Source organism: Lysinibacillus sp. FSL P4-0201, assembly GCF_038593425.1.
GTDB lineage: Bacteria > Bacillota > Bacilli > Bacillales_A > Planococcaceae > Lysinibacillus > Lysinibacillus capsici.
The window spans coordinates 584,769-602,664 of sequence record NZ_CP151995.1 but is presented as its reverse complement, the minus strand read 5'-3'; the positions used below and the strand labels follow the sequence as shown (position 1 = coordinate 602,664).

General features: G+C 37.1%; 19 protein-coding genes. 7 read left to right on the top strand and 12 right to left on the bottom strand.

Going from position 1 to position 17,896, the window contains the following annotated elements:
* Positions 1–20: 20 nt before the first annotated feature.
* The 3 genes from MKY76_RS02950 to MKY76_RS02940 form a co-directional block, all read right to left on the bottom strand.
* Positions 21–5,450, bottom strand: coding sequence for a collagen binding domain-containing protein (locus MKY76_RS02950; RefSeq protein WP_342557398.1), 5,430 nt, complete (start codon positions 5,448–5,450; stop codon positions 21–23).
* Positions 5,451–5,819: 369 nt separating this feature from the next.
* The gene (locus MKY76_RS02945; protein ID WP_175400723.1) at positions 5,820–7,127 is read right to left on the bottom strand and encodes an HD domain-containing protein; all 1,308 of its coding nucleotides are present in this window, start codon (positions 7,125–7,127) and stop codon (positions 5,820–5,822) included.
* A gap of 202 nt (positions 7,128–7,329) precedes the next feature.
* Entirely contained in the window at positions 7,330–7,554 is a 225-nt protein-coding gene (locus MKY76_RS02940) for a DUF1450 domain-containing protein (protein ID WP_004227652.1), read from the bottom strand.
* 235 nt (positions 7,555–7,789) lie between these two features.
* On the opposite strand from MKY76_RS02940, the gene MKY76_RS02935 reads away from it, so the two are divergent.
* Positions 7,790–8,440, top strand: coding sequence for an RsfA family transcriptional regulator (locus MKY76_RS02935; protein ID WP_004227650.1), 651 nt, complete (start codon positions 7,790–7,792; stop codon positions 8,438–8,440).
* A gap of 36 nt (positions 8,441–8,476) precedes the next feature.
* Here MKY76_RS02935 and MKY76_RS02930 read toward each other — a convergent pair whose 3' ends face one another.
* On the bottom strand, positions 8,477–9,310 hold the full coding sequence (locus MKY76_RS02930) for a lipoate--protein ligase family protein (RefSeq protein ID WP_054548577.1): 834 nt from the start codon (positions 9,308–9,310) through the stop codon (positions 8,477–8,479).
* Positions 9,311–9,466: 156 nt separating this feature from the next.
* Between MKY76_RS02930 and hemQ the strand changes: the two genes are divergently transcribed.
* On the top strand, positions 9,467–10,216 hold the full coding sequence (hemQ, locus tag MKY76_RS02925) for a hydrogen peroxide-dependent heme synthase (protein WP_004227638.1): 750 nt from the start codon (positions 9,467–9,469) through the stop codon (positions 10,214–10,216).
* Between the two features lie 43 nt (positions 10,217–10,259).
* Here the strand turns inward: hemQ and MKY76_RS02920 are convergent, their stop codons facing one another.
* The gene (locus tag MKY76_RS02920) at positions 10,260–10,442 is read right to left on the bottom strand and encodes a hypothetical protein (protein WP_004227636.1); all 183 of its coding nucleotides are present in this window, start codon (positions 10,440–10,442) and stop codon (positions 10,260–10,262) included.
* Positions 10,443–10,678: 236 nt separating this feature from the next.
* A complete protein-coding gene (locus MKY76_RS02915) occupies positions 10,679–10,849 on the bottom strand; it encodes a hypothetical protein (RefSeq protein ID WP_004227634.1) in 171 nt (56 codons plus the stop codon).
* 245 nt (positions 10,850–11,094) lie between these two features.
* Here MKY76_RS02915 and MKY76_RS02910 point away from each other — a divergent pair, with 245 nt between their 5' ends.
* Both MKY76_RS02910 and gerQ read left to right on the top strand, forming a co-directional pair.
* Positions 11,095–11,520 carry a cell wall hydrolase gene (locus tag MKY76_RS02910; RefSeq protein ID WP_004227631.1) on the top strand — a complete coding sequence of 142 codons (426 nt, stop codon included), beginning with the start codon at positions 11,095–11,097 and terminating at the stop codon, positions 11,518–11,520.
* A gap of 22 nt (positions 11,521–11,542) precedes the next feature.
* Positions 11,543–11,878, top strand: a complete 336-nt coding sequence (gene gerQ / locus MKY76_RS02905) for a spore coat protein GerQ (RefSeq protein ID WP_004227629.1) — start codon at positions 11,543–11,545, stop codon at positions 11,876–11,878.
* Between the two features lie 82 nt (positions 11,879–11,960).
* Here the strand turns inward: gerQ and MKY76_RS02900 are convergent, their stop codons facing one another.
* From MKY76_RS02900 to MKY76_RS02880, 5 genes are all read right to left on the bottom strand, one after another.
* On the bottom strand, positions 11,961–13,136 hold the full coding sequence (locus MKY76_RS02900; RefSeq protein WP_103117407.1) for a M20 family metallopeptidase: 1,176 nt from the start codon (positions 13,134–13,136) through the stop codon (positions 11,961–11,963).
* 163 nt (positions 13,137–13,299) lie between these two features.
* Positions 13,300–13,680, bottom strand: a complete 381-nt coding sequence (locus tag MKY76_RS02895) for a DUF423 domain-containing protein (protein WP_103117406.1) — start codon at positions 13,678–13,680, stop codon at positions 13,300–13,302.
* A 26-nt stretch (positions 13,681–13,706) separates the two neighbouring features.
* Positions 13,707–13,973: a YwdI family protein gene (locus tag MKY76_RS02890; protein WP_048393438.1), complete on the bottom strand. Its 267-nt coding sequence runs from the start codon at positions 13,971–13,973 to the stop codon at positions 13,707–13,709.
* Entirely contained in the window at positions 13,973–14,149 is a 177-nt protein-coding gene (locus tag MKY76_RS02885) for a hypothetical protein (protein WP_048393435.1), read from the bottom strand. Before MKY76_RS02885 ends, MKY76_RS02890 begins: the two co-directional genes overlap by 1 nt.
* Before the next feature lie 75 nt (positions 14,150–14,224).
* The gene (locus tag MKY76_RS02880; RefSeq protein ID WP_054548579.1) at positions 14,225–14,902 is read right to left on the bottom strand and encodes a uracil-DNA glycosylase; all 678 of its coding nucleotides are present in this window, start codon (positions 14,900–14,902) and stop codon (positions 14,225–14,227) included.
* A 175-nt stretch (positions 14,903–15,077) separates the two neighbouring features.
* Between MKY76_RS02880 and thiD the strand changes: the two genes are divergently transcribed.
* Entirely contained in the window at positions 15,078–15,908 is an 831-nt protein-coding gene (gene thiD, locus MKY76_RS02875; RefSeq protein WP_315059431.1) for a bifunctional hydroxymethylpyrimidine kinase/phosphomethylpyrimidine kinase, read from the top strand.
* Between the two features lie 45 nt (positions 15,909–15,953).
* Here thiD and MKY76_RS02870 read toward each other — a convergent pair whose 3' ends face one another.
* Positions 15,954–16,502 (bottom strand): acyl-CoA thioesterase, encoded by a 549-nt coding sequence (locus MKY76_RS02870; protein WP_004227610.1) that lies wholly within the window; start codon positions 16,500–16,502, stop codon positions 15,954–15,956.
* 196 nt (positions 16,503–16,698) lie between these two features.
* Between MKY76_RS02870 and MKY76_RS02865 the strand changes: the two genes are divergently transcribed.
* Positions 16,699–16,980: a hypothetical protein gene (locus tag MKY76_RS02865; protein ID WP_048393429.1), complete on the top strand. Its 282-nt coding sequence runs from the start codon at positions 16,699–16,701 to the stop codon at positions 16,978–16,980.
* A 558-nt stretch (positions 16,981–17,538) separates the two neighbouring features.
* Positions 17,539–17,889 (top strand): YojF family protein, encoded by a 351-nt coding sequence (locus MKY76_RS02860; protein ID WP_004225428.1) that lies wholly within the window; start codon positions 17,539–17,541, stop codon positions 17,887–17,889.
* Positions 17,890–17,896: the final 7 nt, after the last annotated feature.

Below are 17,896 nucleotides of genomic sequence, written 5' to 3'. Positions count from 1 at the left end.
GGGCTTCTTCTTTTAAGTAATTATTTAACTTCAGCGTTGCGGCGACGTAAGAAGTATAATGCACCAAGAATAAGTGCTACTCCAATCAGCATTAGGGCTGTTTGATCGGCACCATCTGTCTGAGGTAATTTACCTTGTGCTTTTAATTGAGCTTCTAATCGTTTTGCATCCGATTTAATTTTGTTAATATCAAGTGATTCTGCAACAGCTTCCTGTTCCTCTTTAGTTAATTGACTATATTTATTCAAGAAATCCTTATAAGCATCTAGTGTATCTTTTGTAGCTTTAGTTGGATTATAAGGCGGTAAGTTTTTCCCTTGATCAATGACACCTTGAACAGAAGGTTTAGATCCCTCAGTTTTTCCAGGATTGGCCGAATTGTTTGAATCTGTATTTGGTTTGTTTGGTTCTACAGGATTCTCTGGATCTGGATTTGGTTTATTCGGATCCACCGGTTTTTCTGGATCTGGATTTGGTTTGTTCGGATCCACTGGTTTTTCTGGATCTGGATTTGGTTTGTTCGGATCCACTGGTTTCTCTGGATCTGGATTTGGTTTGTTGGGATCCACTGGTTTCTCTGGATCTGGATTCGGTTTGTTCGGATCCACTGGTTTCTCTGGATCTGGATTCGGTTTGTTCGGATCCACTGGTTTTTCTGGGTCTGGATCTGGATTTCCTGGATTAGTTGTAGGAGGTGTTACTGGTAGACTTGGCTGAATTTTAGCCTCGCATGTATTACCCACGATAACTGTACCAATAATTGTCTTACCATTCTCCCTTACAATATACTTACCTGGCTTAATAATTGAATTATTGATCGTAATTTGACCCTTACTATCTGTTATAAACTCTGTTGAACCATTATCTTCAACCTGTATACCATCTTCACCTGTTATTGTTACTTTTACGCCTACACGTGGTTGACCAAACATATTGTTAATTGTCAATGTAAAGGCTGGACAAACTGGTGCAATTGATAATGTAATTTCACAAGGAACACTCGCATAAGAAACTTCTATCTCACCTAAGTAAATATTTTTATCATATACATCATATTTACCCGCAGGAGTTGTTTTAGATACAAATGTTAAATTTCCATCTTTATCCTTATTTATTGAGATTACTTTTCCAGATTTATCTTTAATAATGACATCGTTACCTGGCTTGATGATGCCAGTATTATCTTTGATTATTACTGTGAAGTTTTCACATTTTGGTGTTGGTTGAACGCTCGCTTTACAATCGATATTGCTTTCAAACTCATCAATTTCTTCTCCATCAACTACAACTGTGTAAACACCTGGCTCTAAATCACTTAATTCAATTACACCGTCTTTTGTAGTTTTTGTAGCTATAATGTTACCTGTATCTTTATTTTTAACCGTTACTGAAGTACCATCTGCAACTAAATTACCATCAACATCATAGACAGTTAATTCAAACGTTTCACATTTTGGTGCTAACTGTAATTCACTTTGGCAATTATCATTGTGATACGTAACATTTACTTCACCTAAATACTGGGTACCCTCATATAGCTTATATTTTCCTGCTGGAGTTGTTTTATCAATGATGAATTGACCATCACTATTTGTTGTGCCAGTAGCTATAATAGTATTACTTAGATCTTTAAGTGTAACTGATACATTTGGACGTGGATTTCCATTCTCATTTTTTACAGTAATTTTAAAGTTAGGACATGAATTTGTAGGTTGGACTGTATCTTGGCATTCTCCAGTACCATATTTAACGGTAACAGTACCTAAAGGAATGTCATTTTCGTCCACTAATGTATACACGCCTGCTTGGACTTCTTTACCACCTGTACCAGGTCGCTTAATATCTGATACTTGCCCTGCAGCATTTGTTGTACCCGTGTATTTTGCGTTGCCGTTGCTATCAATTAATTTAACATTTTTATTAGCAATAGCATTACCATCAATGTCTTTCACTGTTAATGTGAATGCTGGACAGGCATTTGTTAAATTAACATCCTCAATGTTATCAATAACATATGCTTTACCATCCACACCTGGAGTAATATCTATATTTGCTCCCATTGTAATCGTGATTGGCGCAATCGCAATATAGCCCGCTGGTGATTCCTCTCTTAACGTATACTTTCCGTAACGCACTTGTTCAAATGTCAATGTGCCATCTGCATCTGTTGTTCCTTCATCAAGTTTGATTGTGTTATTTTTATTCCATAATTCAAACTTAACACCAGCAAACTCTTCACGTTTACCTGTTAAAGGATTTACTTTATATTTTTTTAATTGCAATGTACCCTTAACACCTGATGCACTTGTATCAGATGAGCTATATTTAAATGTTTTGCTATCGCCACCGTGGTCACTTGTACCTGCAGCTGTTGCTCCAGCGTAACCAATAGAGGCACTATTAGAAATTGTTTCACCCGCGTTACCATCCCCCATAAAGAATGTGGAATACGTAACAACATAACCTTTGCCATTTAATTCTCCCAAATTAAGACTAAAACTACCATCTTGATTTAAGACAATTTCGCTAGCATCCACAGTAATAGGGGATCCTATATTTTGAGAAGTCCCATTTGCATTTAGTTTAATCTCTTGTTTCTTGAACGTATTTGTTAATATTTTTTGGTTACTTGATGGTTTGTCTGTTAATGTAATATTTCCTAATTTTGAATTAGAAGCATTTACTGTAACTGCCCAATTAATAATATCGCTGGCTGGAACAGGTGTCGCTGTTTTTTTAATTAACTCATTTGCAAGATTACTAATTTTTGCTGTTGCACTATAATTATAGCTTCCATTGTGTGGAGTATCTAGAGTCGCTGTATTTGTGTAATCTCTTGGAGCATTAGTTGAGTTTTGACCAAAAATATCGTCAGCATCTTTTGTTTTGTATTCAATTAAATACGCTTCGTTGTTATCAGTAATTGGATCTAGGTTAATAAACGTAATTTCAAAACCTGTAACCTTGTTATCTGTTAGTGTTTCTGTAACAGTCCATTTAGCAGGATCTAATGTACCATTTTTTGTTCCCTCTTCTGTTGTTAAGTTTAGCTTAGATATGGTAATTTGATCTTTTAATGTTTGACCATCCGGAACAGGAATATAATGACCCGCACCTAATGTATCTGTTAAGGTAGCACTATTTATATCTTGTTTATTGATATTAACCCCAATACGCCAAGAAAACTCTTGTGTCTGGTTATCTACGACAACTTTTTTGTAGCCATTATTGTTTGTTGGAGAAGTAGAATCTGGCGTATAATTAGCAGTTCTATCTAATGCTTGGTTATGAGAATCTATTGCGCCATCCCATGTTGCATCAGCCGTATTAATATACGCGGTTGCTACACCTCCGTTTGGCTTAATATCGTACTTTGTTTTGTATCGAATAGTAACTGTGCGGTCTTTTGGAATGTCACTTGAAAATTCCATTTTAAAACCTTCGTTGCCTATAGTTGGGGCACTCCCCCCCTTATCTGTAATCGTGTACGTTAAACCATTTGCACCAGTAACCTCATAGAAGTCAGTACCGTTCCATGGTGTTAAAGTGTGTTTTAACGTTTCTCCAGCTTTATTTGTGGTTGTAAAGTCATCTTCTATTACAAAGTTTTTCAAATCTTTCTCAGCATTAATGGTTAAAGTCCATGTAATTGTTTTGTTTACATAGTCAATTGCCCCGCGTGCTTTATTAAAGATGTTTGAAGCCAGGTCTAGAGTTGCTGTGTCTGAACCACTATCTCCTCTTGTTACAGTATTTGTAATCGTGCCCGTATTTGCATCTGTAACAAATTCATCTTCCAGCTCTGTATCATAGACAACTTTAAACGCTGATGTCACCTCACCAGCTGGACCTGTAGTATTTGTTGAATGATCAAAGTTGATTATAAAATTATAATTATTTTGTGAATCGAAGCTATAATCTTGACCTTCACTTAACAGAATTGAAGATTGCTCCGTTTGACCGTCATTCGATAAAGTTACACGATATACTTCAAAACTACTGTAATCAATTTTATGCTTACCAGTTGTTGGCGACGAGCCTGTTAGTGTATCTGTTAGTTTCGCTTTATCAGCAGGTATTTTTTGACCTAGCCAGTTATACTTGATTGTCCATGTCGAATTATATTTATCGCCACTTCTTGTTTTATCTAAGCTTGGTCCATACTGTACAGTTTGTGTTCCATTGGCTGTTGTGTTAGCAGGGATATTTGTCCCTGTCAAAGTAGCTACGTTTGTATAGGGCATACTTGATGCAGTTGGATCTGCTGTTACAACAGTGTTATATGTTACTTTGTATGCATAGTATCCATCTGTCAATGAGATAGGGAATGAGGTTTCATTGCTTGTATCGTCTACAGCACCTGGGCTGTTTGGATTAAATCCACTCAAACCTATTTTATATCGCTCAACTGTAATATTTCCTGCCAGCTCATGCTTTGTATCTGGTACATCATTCAAACTTGCACTTTCAAGTTTTTGCCCACCAGTATTCACCCAAACTGTCCATGGAATCGTTACTTCACCACTTGCATCACGTGTAATAGAACCAGCATTTTTAGTTAGTAATTGCCCACTACCTGTAGGTGCAAATTCAAAGTCTAGTTGAACATCTGCTCCTCCAAGCACAGGGATTATTAATGATTGTTCAAGTTCACTTTCATCAGCAAAATTATCAAATTTCGCCATAAACTCAAAGTTCATACTACCTGATTGCCCTTGTTCTAATTCACTATCTATTGTGACTGTTACTGTTTTTGTAGCACTGTTATAGCTTGACGAATAGGCTAACCAATCACCAGTATCTGTTAATGTTCTTGATTGATTAAAAGAACCTGCTGTGTACTCTTCAATCATATTGGCAGGTAATTGGAATGTGAACGTAGAACCTATTCCATAATCAATTGTTGGATCCAAAGAGAATGTGTAGTTTAGATATACTACATCACCCTTTTTCGGTTTTGGCCCTGAATAATTTGCTAAATCTGTAGCATTTGTAATTAATGCTCCACCTTGTGAAAAGAGCTTTAAGCCACTAAATGACATCGTCACATCTGCTTGCATATTTTCAACAGGGTAACCTACTGGCGCACCTAATGGCATTATTAACTGTGGCTGGTTTTCTAGCTGCTCTTCTTCTTGTTGTTCTTCTGGCTGTCCTTCTTGCTGTTCTTCTGGTTGTTCTTCTGGCTGCTCTTCTGGCTGTCCTTCTGTTTGCTCTTCTGATTTTGTTTCATCTTCTGGAGTTGTCACTTCAGCAGCATCTTCACTTGGTATTTCACTTGTAGTATTTTGGTTTCCTACTTCTCCATTAGAATCAATCACAGTATTTTCGCTAGATTCATTTTGAGGAGTCACAGGTGGTTGACTCTCGTCGGCAAACACTGAAATTGGTGAAAGTACTGTTTGAAATACAAGTAGCAATATAATTATCGCTATGTTTAATTTTTTCATGTTTCTCTCCTTTTTTAGTTAGAGAGATACCTGATACTGTTTGCTACAAGATTGATCCTTTCAGGTTTAGGAAAGGAATGAACAAACAATAGGTCACACTCTCTCCTTTAATTTTTATAGAAACATCGCAAATAAAATTCAACCATTATCTTAATATAGGTCATTAGAATTATTCACAAATGTTTCCACATATCTTCACGGCACTTTTGTATCACAACAATCAATGGGCACCACCTCCATTTCAAAATTATTGATTAATTATATCTAATTCAACTTAACAGTTTCTAAACAATTATCTAAAAATAATAAAGCAGTAAACAACATCCCCCTGGAACGTGTTTACTGCTTTATTATTTTTAAAATTTATATTTATTTATTGTCTTTCCTTAATAACATTAATATTTGTTTTTTTACAGTTGAGTTTGTTGAATCGTCCTCTAAGATATCTAATGGGAAATAGATTTTATGATCTCGTTTCATACGCCCTGAGATAGCATCCACAATAATGGATTCACGTGAAAGCTCCCGTAGCTCACCATTTTTCATTTCTAAAAAAATTGGTACACGCACTTCTTCCTCTCCTGGTCTATAAAAATCATATGGCAGATCTGCTGTTGTATCATGTACAAGATAATAATCGGGGTCTAATCCTGCCTTTTTGAAAAGCTCTTGGAGTTTTTGATATTTATTGAGCTCTACTCCAGGGTCTAAATCAATGTATTGAAATAGCTTACGATTCACAAAGCGGCGGCTTAAATCACTTAGAATGGCATCCTCCTCTTGCATCCATAACTGAAAATATGTAAAAAGTATACTCTCGTCTAACGCAAGATAATCCTCTAATGTAATAACATTTCGGAAAAATGCTAGGAAATGAGTAGGCTCATGCTTAAATGTATAGCCCGCTAAGCTTAATTGTTTTACTCTTTTTAATATATTATTTAAAATTACCTCTGCACTTCGTGAAACAGGATGGAAATAAATTTGTAAGTACATTTGATAGCGACTCATTATATAGTCTTCCACCGCATGCATGCCTGTTGCTTTGATTACTACTTGGTTTTTTCTTGGACGCATTACTCTTAAAATCCGTTCCATATCAAAATGACCGTAGCTTACACCTGTAAAATAAGCATCACGTTGTAAGTAATCCATACGATCTGCATCAATTTGGCTCGAAATTAAACTAATTACTTGCTTATTTGGATATGTCTTTTCAATTACTTGGGATACCTTTTCAGGAAAATCAGCTGCCACTTTTTTTAAAATCGCATTTACTTCCGTATCTCCCAACAAAATTTGCCTTGTAAAATATTCATGATCAAGCTCAAATACATTTTCAAAGGCATGGGAAAATGGGCCATGACCTAAATCATGTAAAAGGGCTGCACATAACACTAATAATCTTTCACTTTCATCCCAATCTGGACGCCCTACAAAGATATCATCTACTATGCGACGTACAATTTCGTAAACCCCCAGAGAATGACTAAAGCGACTATGCTCTGCTCCATGAAATACTAAAAATGTGGTACCTAGTTGACGAATTCTACGTAAACGCTGAAATTCTCTTGTACCCACTAAATCCCATATCACTTGATCTCGAACATGTACATAACGGTGTACTGGATCTTTAAATACCTTTTCTTCTTCTAATTTAGCGTTTGCATATGTCATTTGGATAGCACCCCCATTTTGTTATAGTTCTATTATATGCGATAAATCTAGGACTAGCATACTTATTGCCATTTTTCTATAGATATTAACAACCTATTTCGATTACCTTTATCATTATTTTTATATTTATATTGGTCTAATTTTCTCAACATATAAAAAAGCAAAACAAAAACTATCCCCCAAGTAGAGATAGCTTTTAGTTTTACTTTTTTAATTTTGCTAAAACCTTTTCCATTAGTTCATCTTCTGTTAATGCAGCAACAGGTCGGCTATTTACAAAGGTAAATGTCTTTTTGCGTCCTGGACCACAGTAAGAATGACAGCCAATTTCGATGGTTGCATCAGGATCGATTTCCTTTAATTTTGGAATTAACGTTTTTAAGTTAACGGCCTGACATTCATCGCAAACTTTAAATTCGTTTGCCATTTTGTCAACAACCCTTTCTATATAGTATTTTTCAAACATAATCTCGCTCTATTGCACACATGACCTTCACATATTTAAGTATGCAGCATGTGCGCAAACCTACATCGGGTATTGTATCGTACTTTTCCCCTTCTATTCAAGCATAATTCCTTCTACATAGATGAATAAAAGGTTAAAAGATTGGTCATGCTAGTCTTAAATAACAAGTTCCAGATAAAGGTGGGAGGATTTTAATATGAGTAAAGTAAGACAAGATGCTTGGTTAAAAGAAAACGATGAATTACTAGCAGAGGCTGTAATCCGTCATGTAACAGAAGGAAGCACACAGCTTAATGCCTTTGAGGAAGCAGGCGATGCATTAAATCGTACTGCGGCAGCCTGTGGTTTTCGTTGGAATGCCGTTGTTCGTAAAGAATACGAGGAACAATTAGCAGAAGCTAAAAAGGAAAGAAAAGAGAGAATGCGAGTGTTGGGAGCGCCAGCAAGACGCCGTGCTTCTAGTATGTTTACCGTAAATAATAGTGCTGCAGAAGGAAAATCAATTCCGCTATCTGCCCTTTCTCTTGATATTGTCATAGCTTATTTACTACGTTTACAGCATTCTGGTGAAGTAGGAAATGAATCTTCAAAATGGCGACAACTTGTACATGTAACATCTGAGAAAAATAAAAAACTAGAGAAAACCATTACAAAACTAGAAGAGGAAAATCGAGCGATTCGCAAAGATTACGAGCAATTTGTTCAAATTATGAATCGTGCTAGACGTCTTGTTACGCTTGATGAAGAGGAAGAGCGAATTGCGCCTGTTTTTAAAATGGAGAAGAACGGAAATCTTGTAACTAGCAGTTCTATTTATCAACCAGAAAATGGCGATGCGCTAAATTAGCCGCATCGCTTTTTCTGTTTCATATAATCAACTAGCTTACTTACGTTCAAGCATTTTGGTGTTGCGCTCAAAAACCCGCTGTAAATAAAAACCATACAACGTTAATTCTTCGTCATAAAAGGACTGTGGACGTACTTCCTCGGCCCACTGATTAAGTAGTTGCTGTAGACGAATAACAACCGCTTCTACTGTTAAATGAGGGTCTATAAGCTCCGATAGCGAAGCCATGACTTCTGGCACGATTTGAGGGTAAGCGAATTTTGTTTCCTCTTGTTGCAAGCTCTCTTCATAAAAGTCACGGATAAGTGCCGCGCGCTGTGAGCCACTCCCCTCAATACATAAATAAATTTGCACTGCCACCCCTTGACGTAAGCGTCTTTGTGAAATACCAGCAAATTTTTTCCCATCAATACTTAAATCATAAGAACCTGGGCAATAAGAGCCCACTATTTCATAAGCCTCAATTTTTTCAGCTACTTCTGGGAACAATCCCTTCACAAGGTCCACCATCACATCATAGCCATCGTTTATACTGAGCGACTCTTTTTGTTCAGACAATACAATGGAAATATTAAGAATCCCTTCATCTAGCACAACCGCTAGTCCACCAGAATTACGAACAATAGGATGATAGCCTCTAGATTCTAGTAATTCCATACCTTGCTGAACATAAGGTAACCGATGGTCTTGAATACCTAGCACAACAGATGCCTCATGAACCCATGTACGAATTGTTGGAGGAGACATCAATTGGCCAACTAATTGGCACAATGTATCGTCCGTCGCAAAAGATTCAAGCGGTGATCTTTGCTTCGCACTAATGGATTGATCATAATAACGCCAAATTGGCTGTTGTAAAATATGTTTCATTTTGGTACTCCTCTTATTACATCTCTTCTCTTTAGAATACATGATCTTTAGATGGTGTCAAATTCGTGAATTACTATCATGAACTTAGGGTTTTTGTACAAACTATGATAAACTAATTTTTGAATGGTATTCACTTATAAAGGAGTGTTTTCAATAATGAATGAAGCAGCAATTACGTTAGATGGTTGGTACGCTTTACATGATTTCCGCTCAATTGATTGGGCATCTTGGAAACTTGTTTCTGCTGAGGAACGTCAAGCAGCAGTAGAGGAATTTATTGCTTATTTAGAAAAACTGAACGAAGCAGACGTAGCTAAAACAGGTGCTCATGCTTTCTATGCAATCGTTGGTCAAAAAGCTGACTTTATGATTATGACATTGCGTGAAACAATGGATGAGTTACAAGAGCTTGAAGCAGAATTCAATAAATTAGCTATTGCAGATTTTACAATTCCTACATATTCTTATGTATCTGTGGTAGAGCTTTCAAACTATTTAGCTGGCGAGTCAAATGAAGATCCTTACCAAAATCCACATGTACGTGCGCGTCTATATCCTGAACTTCCGCGCGCTAAATATGTATGCTTCTATCCAATGGATAAACGCCGTCAAGGGAACGACAACTGGTACATGCTATCAATGGATGAGCGTAAATCATTAATGCGTTCACATGGAATGATTGGTCGCGGCTATGCTGGTAAAGTAAAACAAATTATCACTGGCTCTGTAGGCTTCGATGATCACGAATGGGGCGTAACTTTATTTGCTGATGACGTACTGCAATTCAAAAAATTAGTATATGAAATGCGCTTTGACGAAGTGTCAGCACGCTATGGCGAATTCGGGGAATTTTTCGTCGGAAACCTTCTTGATAAAGATAAATTGGTTAAATTCTTAACTGTTTAATATCTAATTAAAAATGCGAGTCCATATTGACGGACTCGCATTTTTAAATTTCGTTTTCTTCTGCATTCTCAGATTCGAATATTAAAATAATAATATGAATAAAAATCCCAGTTAGAATCATAAGAAAAACTAAATACCAATTATATGGTTGATGATAATATTCTGCTATTCCAACTGCCAGAAAAGCGCTGATGATGATCGCTACAAACATACTAAAAATACGCATGGAAACGCTCCTTCATAAAAGCAAAAATAAAGTCAATTTTAGTATGTCACGCTATATTTTTAATATACTTACTAGGCAAGAATAATTATGTCTTATTGGATTTCAGCTAAAACAAGCATTGTAAAGGCATTTTTCCTGATGCCCTGCTTTCCACCCTTTTACTCACAATATAAAAAAGTGCCATCTTTTAGCGATGACACTTTCTTAACCTCAACACGTTTCTTCTATATACCTCATTAAGAGCTCTCGTTCTTTACTTTTAAAATTAAGATAACCGTTTGAATAAAAAAACCAATCACTATAATAACAATAAAGAGATACCAGTGGAGCGGCTGTCCATAAAACTCCCCTAATAGAAAGGCCAGTACTGCACTTAATAAGATCCCAAACCAAACGCCAATTTCCATAAGCCATCACCTCACATGTATTAGATACACATGCAATTCATTGATCTCACGTTCCCCTAAATCTATTTTTTTCTATTTACCCTTTTTGCTATAAAAACTATCGGGCCTTGCAGGATTTGAAGTATTTTCTACGTACTTGTCGTTATTACTACTATATGCATAGTAACTTTAATATGTGATTGTCTTTCTTAATAAAATTGAACATGACTACTATACCTTCGTGCATATACTGTCTGCGAGGAGGTATGAAAATCGCTGTTATTAAGACGAATGATGCACAGACAGCCCTACTTGCAAGACTAATGCGTGCCGAAGCAGAAGGCGAAGGAGAGTTAGGCATGCTGATGGTTGGGAATGTTGGCGTTAATCGTGTAAGAGGTGATTGTTTAGATTTTGGTGATATTCGAACAATTGAACAAATGGTTTATCAGCGTCCGGGAGGCTTTGAGGCAACACAAAAGGGTTATTTTTATCAAAGAGCACGTGATCAAGATATCCGGTTAGCTAAAAGGGTGATTCAGGGTGAAAGATTTCATCCAGCTACCCGCTCTTTGTGGTTTTTCATGCCAGCAGGTGATTGTCCTGCACAATGGTATGGCCAATGGAATACTGGCAGGTTCAAATCCCATTGTTTTTTCTCGCCAACTGAACAAGATTGTCCTCAAATTTAAAAAGAAAGTAGGTTGATAATTGATGATGCCTTATTATTGGACACCAACAACGCAACAACAAATGACTCCTCCTCCAGTCACACTTCCGAGCGGACGACCACCTGGCCGTGAGGAGTCCTATATAGAAAATATTTTGCGTTTGAACCGTGGAAAACCAGCTACCTTCCATTTTTCTTTTGAGCACGCAGTAGAGCAGGGAAAAAACACAAAAACTGTTCGTGGTGTGGTAGAAGCAGCTGGTCGAGATCATGTCATTATTCGTGAGCTTAAGTCTAATCATCGTTTTCTTTTCCCTATGATTTATTTCGATTTTGCTGAGTATGATGAGGAAATGGCTTACTTTAATCAAAATCCATAATTCTATCTCTAAGTAAAAATCCGCAATACACTCACTGACCAAAAGTCGATGGGCGTATGCGGATTTTTATCATTCGCTATGTTCAATTTTCTTTTAAATACGTTAAGGTTGCTTTACCTAAGGTTTTTGCTGCAATTAGCATGGCACGTTCATCAAAATCAAAGCGTGCATGATGATGCGGATAAGCCGTTTCCCATTCTGGCTTTTTAGCTCCTGTGAAGAAAAATGTGCCTGGTACTTTTTCTAAATAATACGCAAAATCTTCCCCAATCATAAATGGCGGACATGTTATTACTTGATCTACCCCTGGTACAGTCGATGCCAATTGTGCCAAAAACTCGGTTTCTCTCTGATGGTTATAAACAGGTGGATAACCCCTTGTGTAACGATATTCGTAACTTGCCCCAAATGCCAAACAAGTCGCATTTAATACTGCTTCTAACTCTTGTTCCATTTGTATGCGTACTTCTTCTTCAAATGTACGAATTGTCCCCGCTAAAACTACCCGATCAGCTATAACGTTAAACGGATTAATTGCCTCAAAATGACCGATTGTTAAAACAGCTGATTTCAATGGGTCAATTCGTCTTGAAACAAGCTGTTGAGCATTAACGACAAATTGGGAGGCTAGGGTAACTGCATCAATAGAATGATGAGGCTCTGCGCCATGACCACCCTTTCCTTGTACCGTTATTTCTACTTTATCCGCTGCAGCCATGATGGCTCCGTCTTTCACTAATATTTCTCCTAATGGTGTAGGTGCCCATAAATGTGTACCAAAAATAACATCTACACCTTCTAAACAACCATCCTCAATCATCGGCTTAGCTCCACCTGGAGCCACTTCCTCTGCATGCTGATGAATAAATACGACATTGCCTTCAATTTGGTCCCTCATCGCATTTAATGCCTTAGCTAGCCCAAGCAATGTAGCTGTATGTCCATCATGTCCACATGCATGCATTTTTCCAGCTATTTTAGATTTGTAAGGTACATCATTTTCCTCTTGAATCGCTAATGCATCGAAGTCAGCTCGTAAAGCCACCGTTTTGCCCGGCTTTCCGCCACGTAATATCGCTACGACGCCACGTCCTCCCACTCCTTCTCGAACCACATGACCCAATTCTCTATGAAAAGTAGCTATATAGGATGGCGTTTCGACTTCTTCAAAGGATAATTCAGGGTATTCATGTAAATGGCGACGAATCCCTACCATCTCATTATAGTTAGCATCCAGTAATGTAAATAGTTTTTCCATACTACGTAACCTCACTTTTGGTATTTTCGAAATATTGCAAGTAATATTAGTAGTGTACTATAAATTCTTACAAAATGGATAGGATTTAAATCCCTATCTTTGAAAGATGACTCATAACAAAGAAAAACCCCCCTACAAATAATGTAAGAGAGTCAGCTTAAAATTAGCGAGCATGCTTGAGAGCAGTTAAAATAATAAGTAGCCATCCAGCTAAAAATAGTACGCCACCAATTGGTGTAATAGCTCCTAATACTTTAATACCACTTATCGCCAGAACATATAAGCTCCCAGAAAAGAAAACAATACCAAGGTTAAAGAAAATACCTGCTAGATTTAATTGTTTCACTTCACCTAATAGTTTAGAGCTCATTAACAGACCAATGATTAGTAATCCTGTAGCGTGAAACATTTGATATTGAACAGCCGTTTCCCAAATACCTTGACTATATTCATCTAAAATTTCCTTTAAAGCATGTGCACCAAATGCACCGAATGCTACTGCTAATAGGCCATGAAGAGCACCTGTCACGATAAATCTTTTCATTTTCGTTACCCTACCTTTAAAATGGATTAAAAATCAAAAATGGAATCGCCATTGGCTCCATCTTCTTCAATCTTTGCTGTATATAAAGTGGATGGTTTTGACTCTGATACAAGCATTTGCGGTACATGCTTATGAGGAGTGATAGATGGTGCATCACTTGAAGAATCTAACACCACATCACATAATGCTCGAATGGCTGTAAGTGCCTCACGAATTTGCTGATCATTTCCCGCATTTTTTGCGTAAGATAATTGTTTTTCAAGTTGCTGTATAACGGCCTGATAAGAAATCATTACATTCTCCCACTTTCTACTTTTGGTACGAATTTTAAACAATCTACACCCGAGGATTGCTTCACAACAACGGATGGTATTTGCTTTGTTTTAAAGCCATAAGCTGCACATGCTCGTGGGTTTTGAGGGTCCCAGGTTACTTTAAAAAATTGACACTTAAAACAATTCACCTTCATCAATGTCCCTCACTTTCTTCTATATTAAATGTAACATGATTGCTAAAGCGTATAAAGCAAACGATTTGTGCCAATCTATTCTAAACACCAATCAATCGGCTGCTTGCCCCACTCCACTAATTGTTGATTTATCTTTGAATAAGGTTTACTACCAAAGAATCCTCGATAAGCACTTAATGGACTTGGGTGTGGCGCTTCGAGTATGACATGTGGCGTTTTATATTTTCGGATTAATTGCTTTTTGCGTTGCGCTGGTTTGCCCCACAATACAAAAATTAGTGGTTCTTCCCTTGCAGCTAATAGATCGATAACAGCATCGGTAAATTGCTCCCACCCTCGTTCTTTATGGGAATTCGCTTGTCCTGCTCGAACTGTAAGCACCGTATTTAATAGCATAACACCCTGTTCAGCCCACTTTGTTAGCGTTCCATTTTGAGGAATTGGACAGCCTAAATCATCCTGTAGCTCTTGAAACATATTCCGTAAGCTAGGAGGATGTGGAATACCTGGTTTAACAGAAAAGCTTAGCCCATGCGCTTGATTAGGCCCATGATAAGGGTCTTGTCCCAAAATAACAACCTTCACATCATGATATGCTGTTGTATAGAATGCGTTCATCACATCATTGATTGGTGGATAAATAGTTTGTGTCGAATATTCATTTGCGACAAATTGACGTAGTTTTTGATAATATGGTTTTTCTAATTCTTCTTTGAGTACTTCTTGCCAATCATTCGGGAATACTTGTTTCATCGTTCTTTAAGCCCCTTTCTCTTCTTACAACGGTACAAAAAATTAAAGATGAATTCAAGCATCAGTTGAAACTGACCATATAAAAATATAGTATTCTGGCTATTTTTATAGAATCAGAATCGGACTATACTAGATGTTAATTTTATAACTCTTAACGATAAAGGAGATCCTTTACATGACTCTAAAAAAAACATTAACAATTGCTGGTTCAGATACATCAGGCGGTGCAGGAATGCAAGCTGACCTTAAAACATTCCAAGAGCACGATACATATGGGATGGTGGCATTAACAGTTGTCGTAACAATGGACCCTAACGGCTGGACACATAACGTCACACCTTTGCCAACTGATTTACTACAAAAACAAATTGACACAGCACTTTCCACAGGAATTGATGCCATTAAGACAGGAATGCTCTCAACAGAAGAAATTATTCGTATTGCTGGAAAGGCTATTGCAAATTCAGGGACTAAAAATGTTGTCATCGATCCTGTTATGGTATGTAAAGGTGACGATGAAGTACTGAATCCAGGTAACACAGATGCCATGATTCAGCATCTTTTACCACTAGCAGCGGTAACAACACCAAACCTGTTTGAAGCTGGACAATTAGCTGGCACAGGTACACCAAAAAACATTGACGACATGAAGATTGCTGCTCGTAAAATCCATGAACTAGGAGCTAAAGCTGTTGTCATAAAAGGTGGAAAAGCCCTAGCTACTGAAAAAGCAATAGACTTATTCTTTGATGGTGAAACATTCTACTTATTAGAATCTGAAAAAGTTGCATCTACAAATAACCACGGTGCAGGCTGTACTTTTGCTGCCTCTGTCACAGCGAATCTTGCGAATGGTCTTACTATTAAAGATTCTGTCATTGAAGCAAAAGAGTTTGTATCGGCAGCTATTGCACATGGCTGGGCGCTAAATGAATATGTAGGTCCTGTCATGCATGGAGCGAAATCACGCTTTGGTGCTCCACACGTAACAGTAACAGAAATATAAGAATGAAAGGGATGTCTCAAAGTCATTTGAGACATCCCTCTTTTTTTACATATAATTCTCCATCATTTCTAGCCGATAATCCCATGGATCATTCATAGATATAAATTGCGCTAATGCTTTACTTTCCTTTTTACGTTCAGCACGGGCCTTCGCTCGTTCTGAAGCTGTTTCATGCAATTTTGTCTCTTCTACTGTTTCAGGTATTACTCGTGGGACCAGTGCTGGTTTGTTATTTTCATCCAATGCCACGAAAGTTAATAATGCAGTCGCTGCCACCTTTCTCTCCCCAGTTTTCAAGTTTTCAGAAATGACTTTAACAAAAACCTCCATAGAAGACCTTCCCGTCCAAGTTACATAGGATTCGAAATAAACCGAATCTGTTGGGCGAATGGGATGTAGGAAATCGACTGAATCAGTTGAGGCTGTAACACAATCTCTTCTGCTATGCTTTGCAGCTGAAATGGAAGCAACTTGATCAATATCGCTCATCAATCGTCCGCCAAATAATGTATTATGATTATTTACATCGTTTGGAAATACACGACTTGTACGCATCACTCTTGATTCCTTACAATATTTAAAGTCCTTATTCACTCTAATTCCCCCTCTAAACGTCTTGTTTATTCCTACTATAATGCTATATTTAAATGGAAAAATCAATGTAATTATTAGAAAATTACAAATACTAAACAATTATTTAATGATGAGTATTTATCCGATAAAGATTAAAATTGGACAAGATACGTTAATGCCTCATACCCCATATATTAGCTGTATGGGAGGGGAAAAAATGAAAAAAAACAAGGTAGAAGACTTAACGGAAGAATCAGGTTTACTAGCTGGAGAAATCACCTCTTCAAAAGTTGAAGTAATTGCCTCCATAATATTAACACTTGGTTACTCATTATCCACCCTTGCCACAATATTGGCTCTGCAGGAGGAGGAAGAATTGGCACAAGCCAAAACTACTGAAACCCAAGATCAAAATCTTTATATGAAGCAAATGTTTAAACAATTACAAAATGTTAATAATCGTTTAGATACAATAGAACGAAAGCTCAATCGATACTAACAAATACATAGCCTACATTAATTTTCAATAAAAAACCGCGACTCTCCGTCATAAAGAGAGTCGCGGTTTTTATTATACTATGATAATGAGCTTCATTTTTCTTCCCTTTTTCACAGCTACCTTGCATAACCTGTTCAAGGAACGTCATCTATTGTACCAAGATAGAATTCATTATTTCTGAAATAATACTACCTTCAACAGGTGGAGCTGTCTACACACACAAATTAGGAAGAAGTCATGGTTGCAATATCTTTTCAGATGTGAAAACGGATACAATGCGAAACGACACAGTTTGTACATATTTATTTTCACACTCCCTATATTGATACATTACAATAATTTTTTCAAGAATATTGCTTAAGAACTTGTCATAGGTTTAGAGATGATGATTTATTTCTCTGGATGCTAGGATTCATTTTCACACTCTCAAAAATTTGGACAAAATGGCGCTAAGGTTTGTAAATATAAATCATCAATTTTTTTATCAAAGCAATCAATTTCCCTTTGCGAATTTTTTTTACTATACTTAAAGGAGAAATGATCGAGAGGAGTGTTAAGATGCAAGAAGTACAAGTAGAGACGTTGCAAAAATTGCTGAATTCTTTCGCCAACAAAGACGTTTATATTCATCTTGAGACGACAAACGGATCTTATGCAGCACACTATGATGAACAGTTTTTTAATGCAGGTGCTTTTATTCGCAATGCTAAAATTAACTATGAGCTTGCTAAGGTTGTAGATAATGCACCTCATCGTGTGGGTTTAAAATTACCTCATGGCTGGGTTTATGCTCAAGGCATTACACATTTTGAATTAGATGATTTAGGCCGTTTATTAATGGCTGGACTAGACTACTCTGGAAAATTGGCGATTGCGCTTGAAATTAGTGAAACGCCATTTACTTACTAAGGGGGAC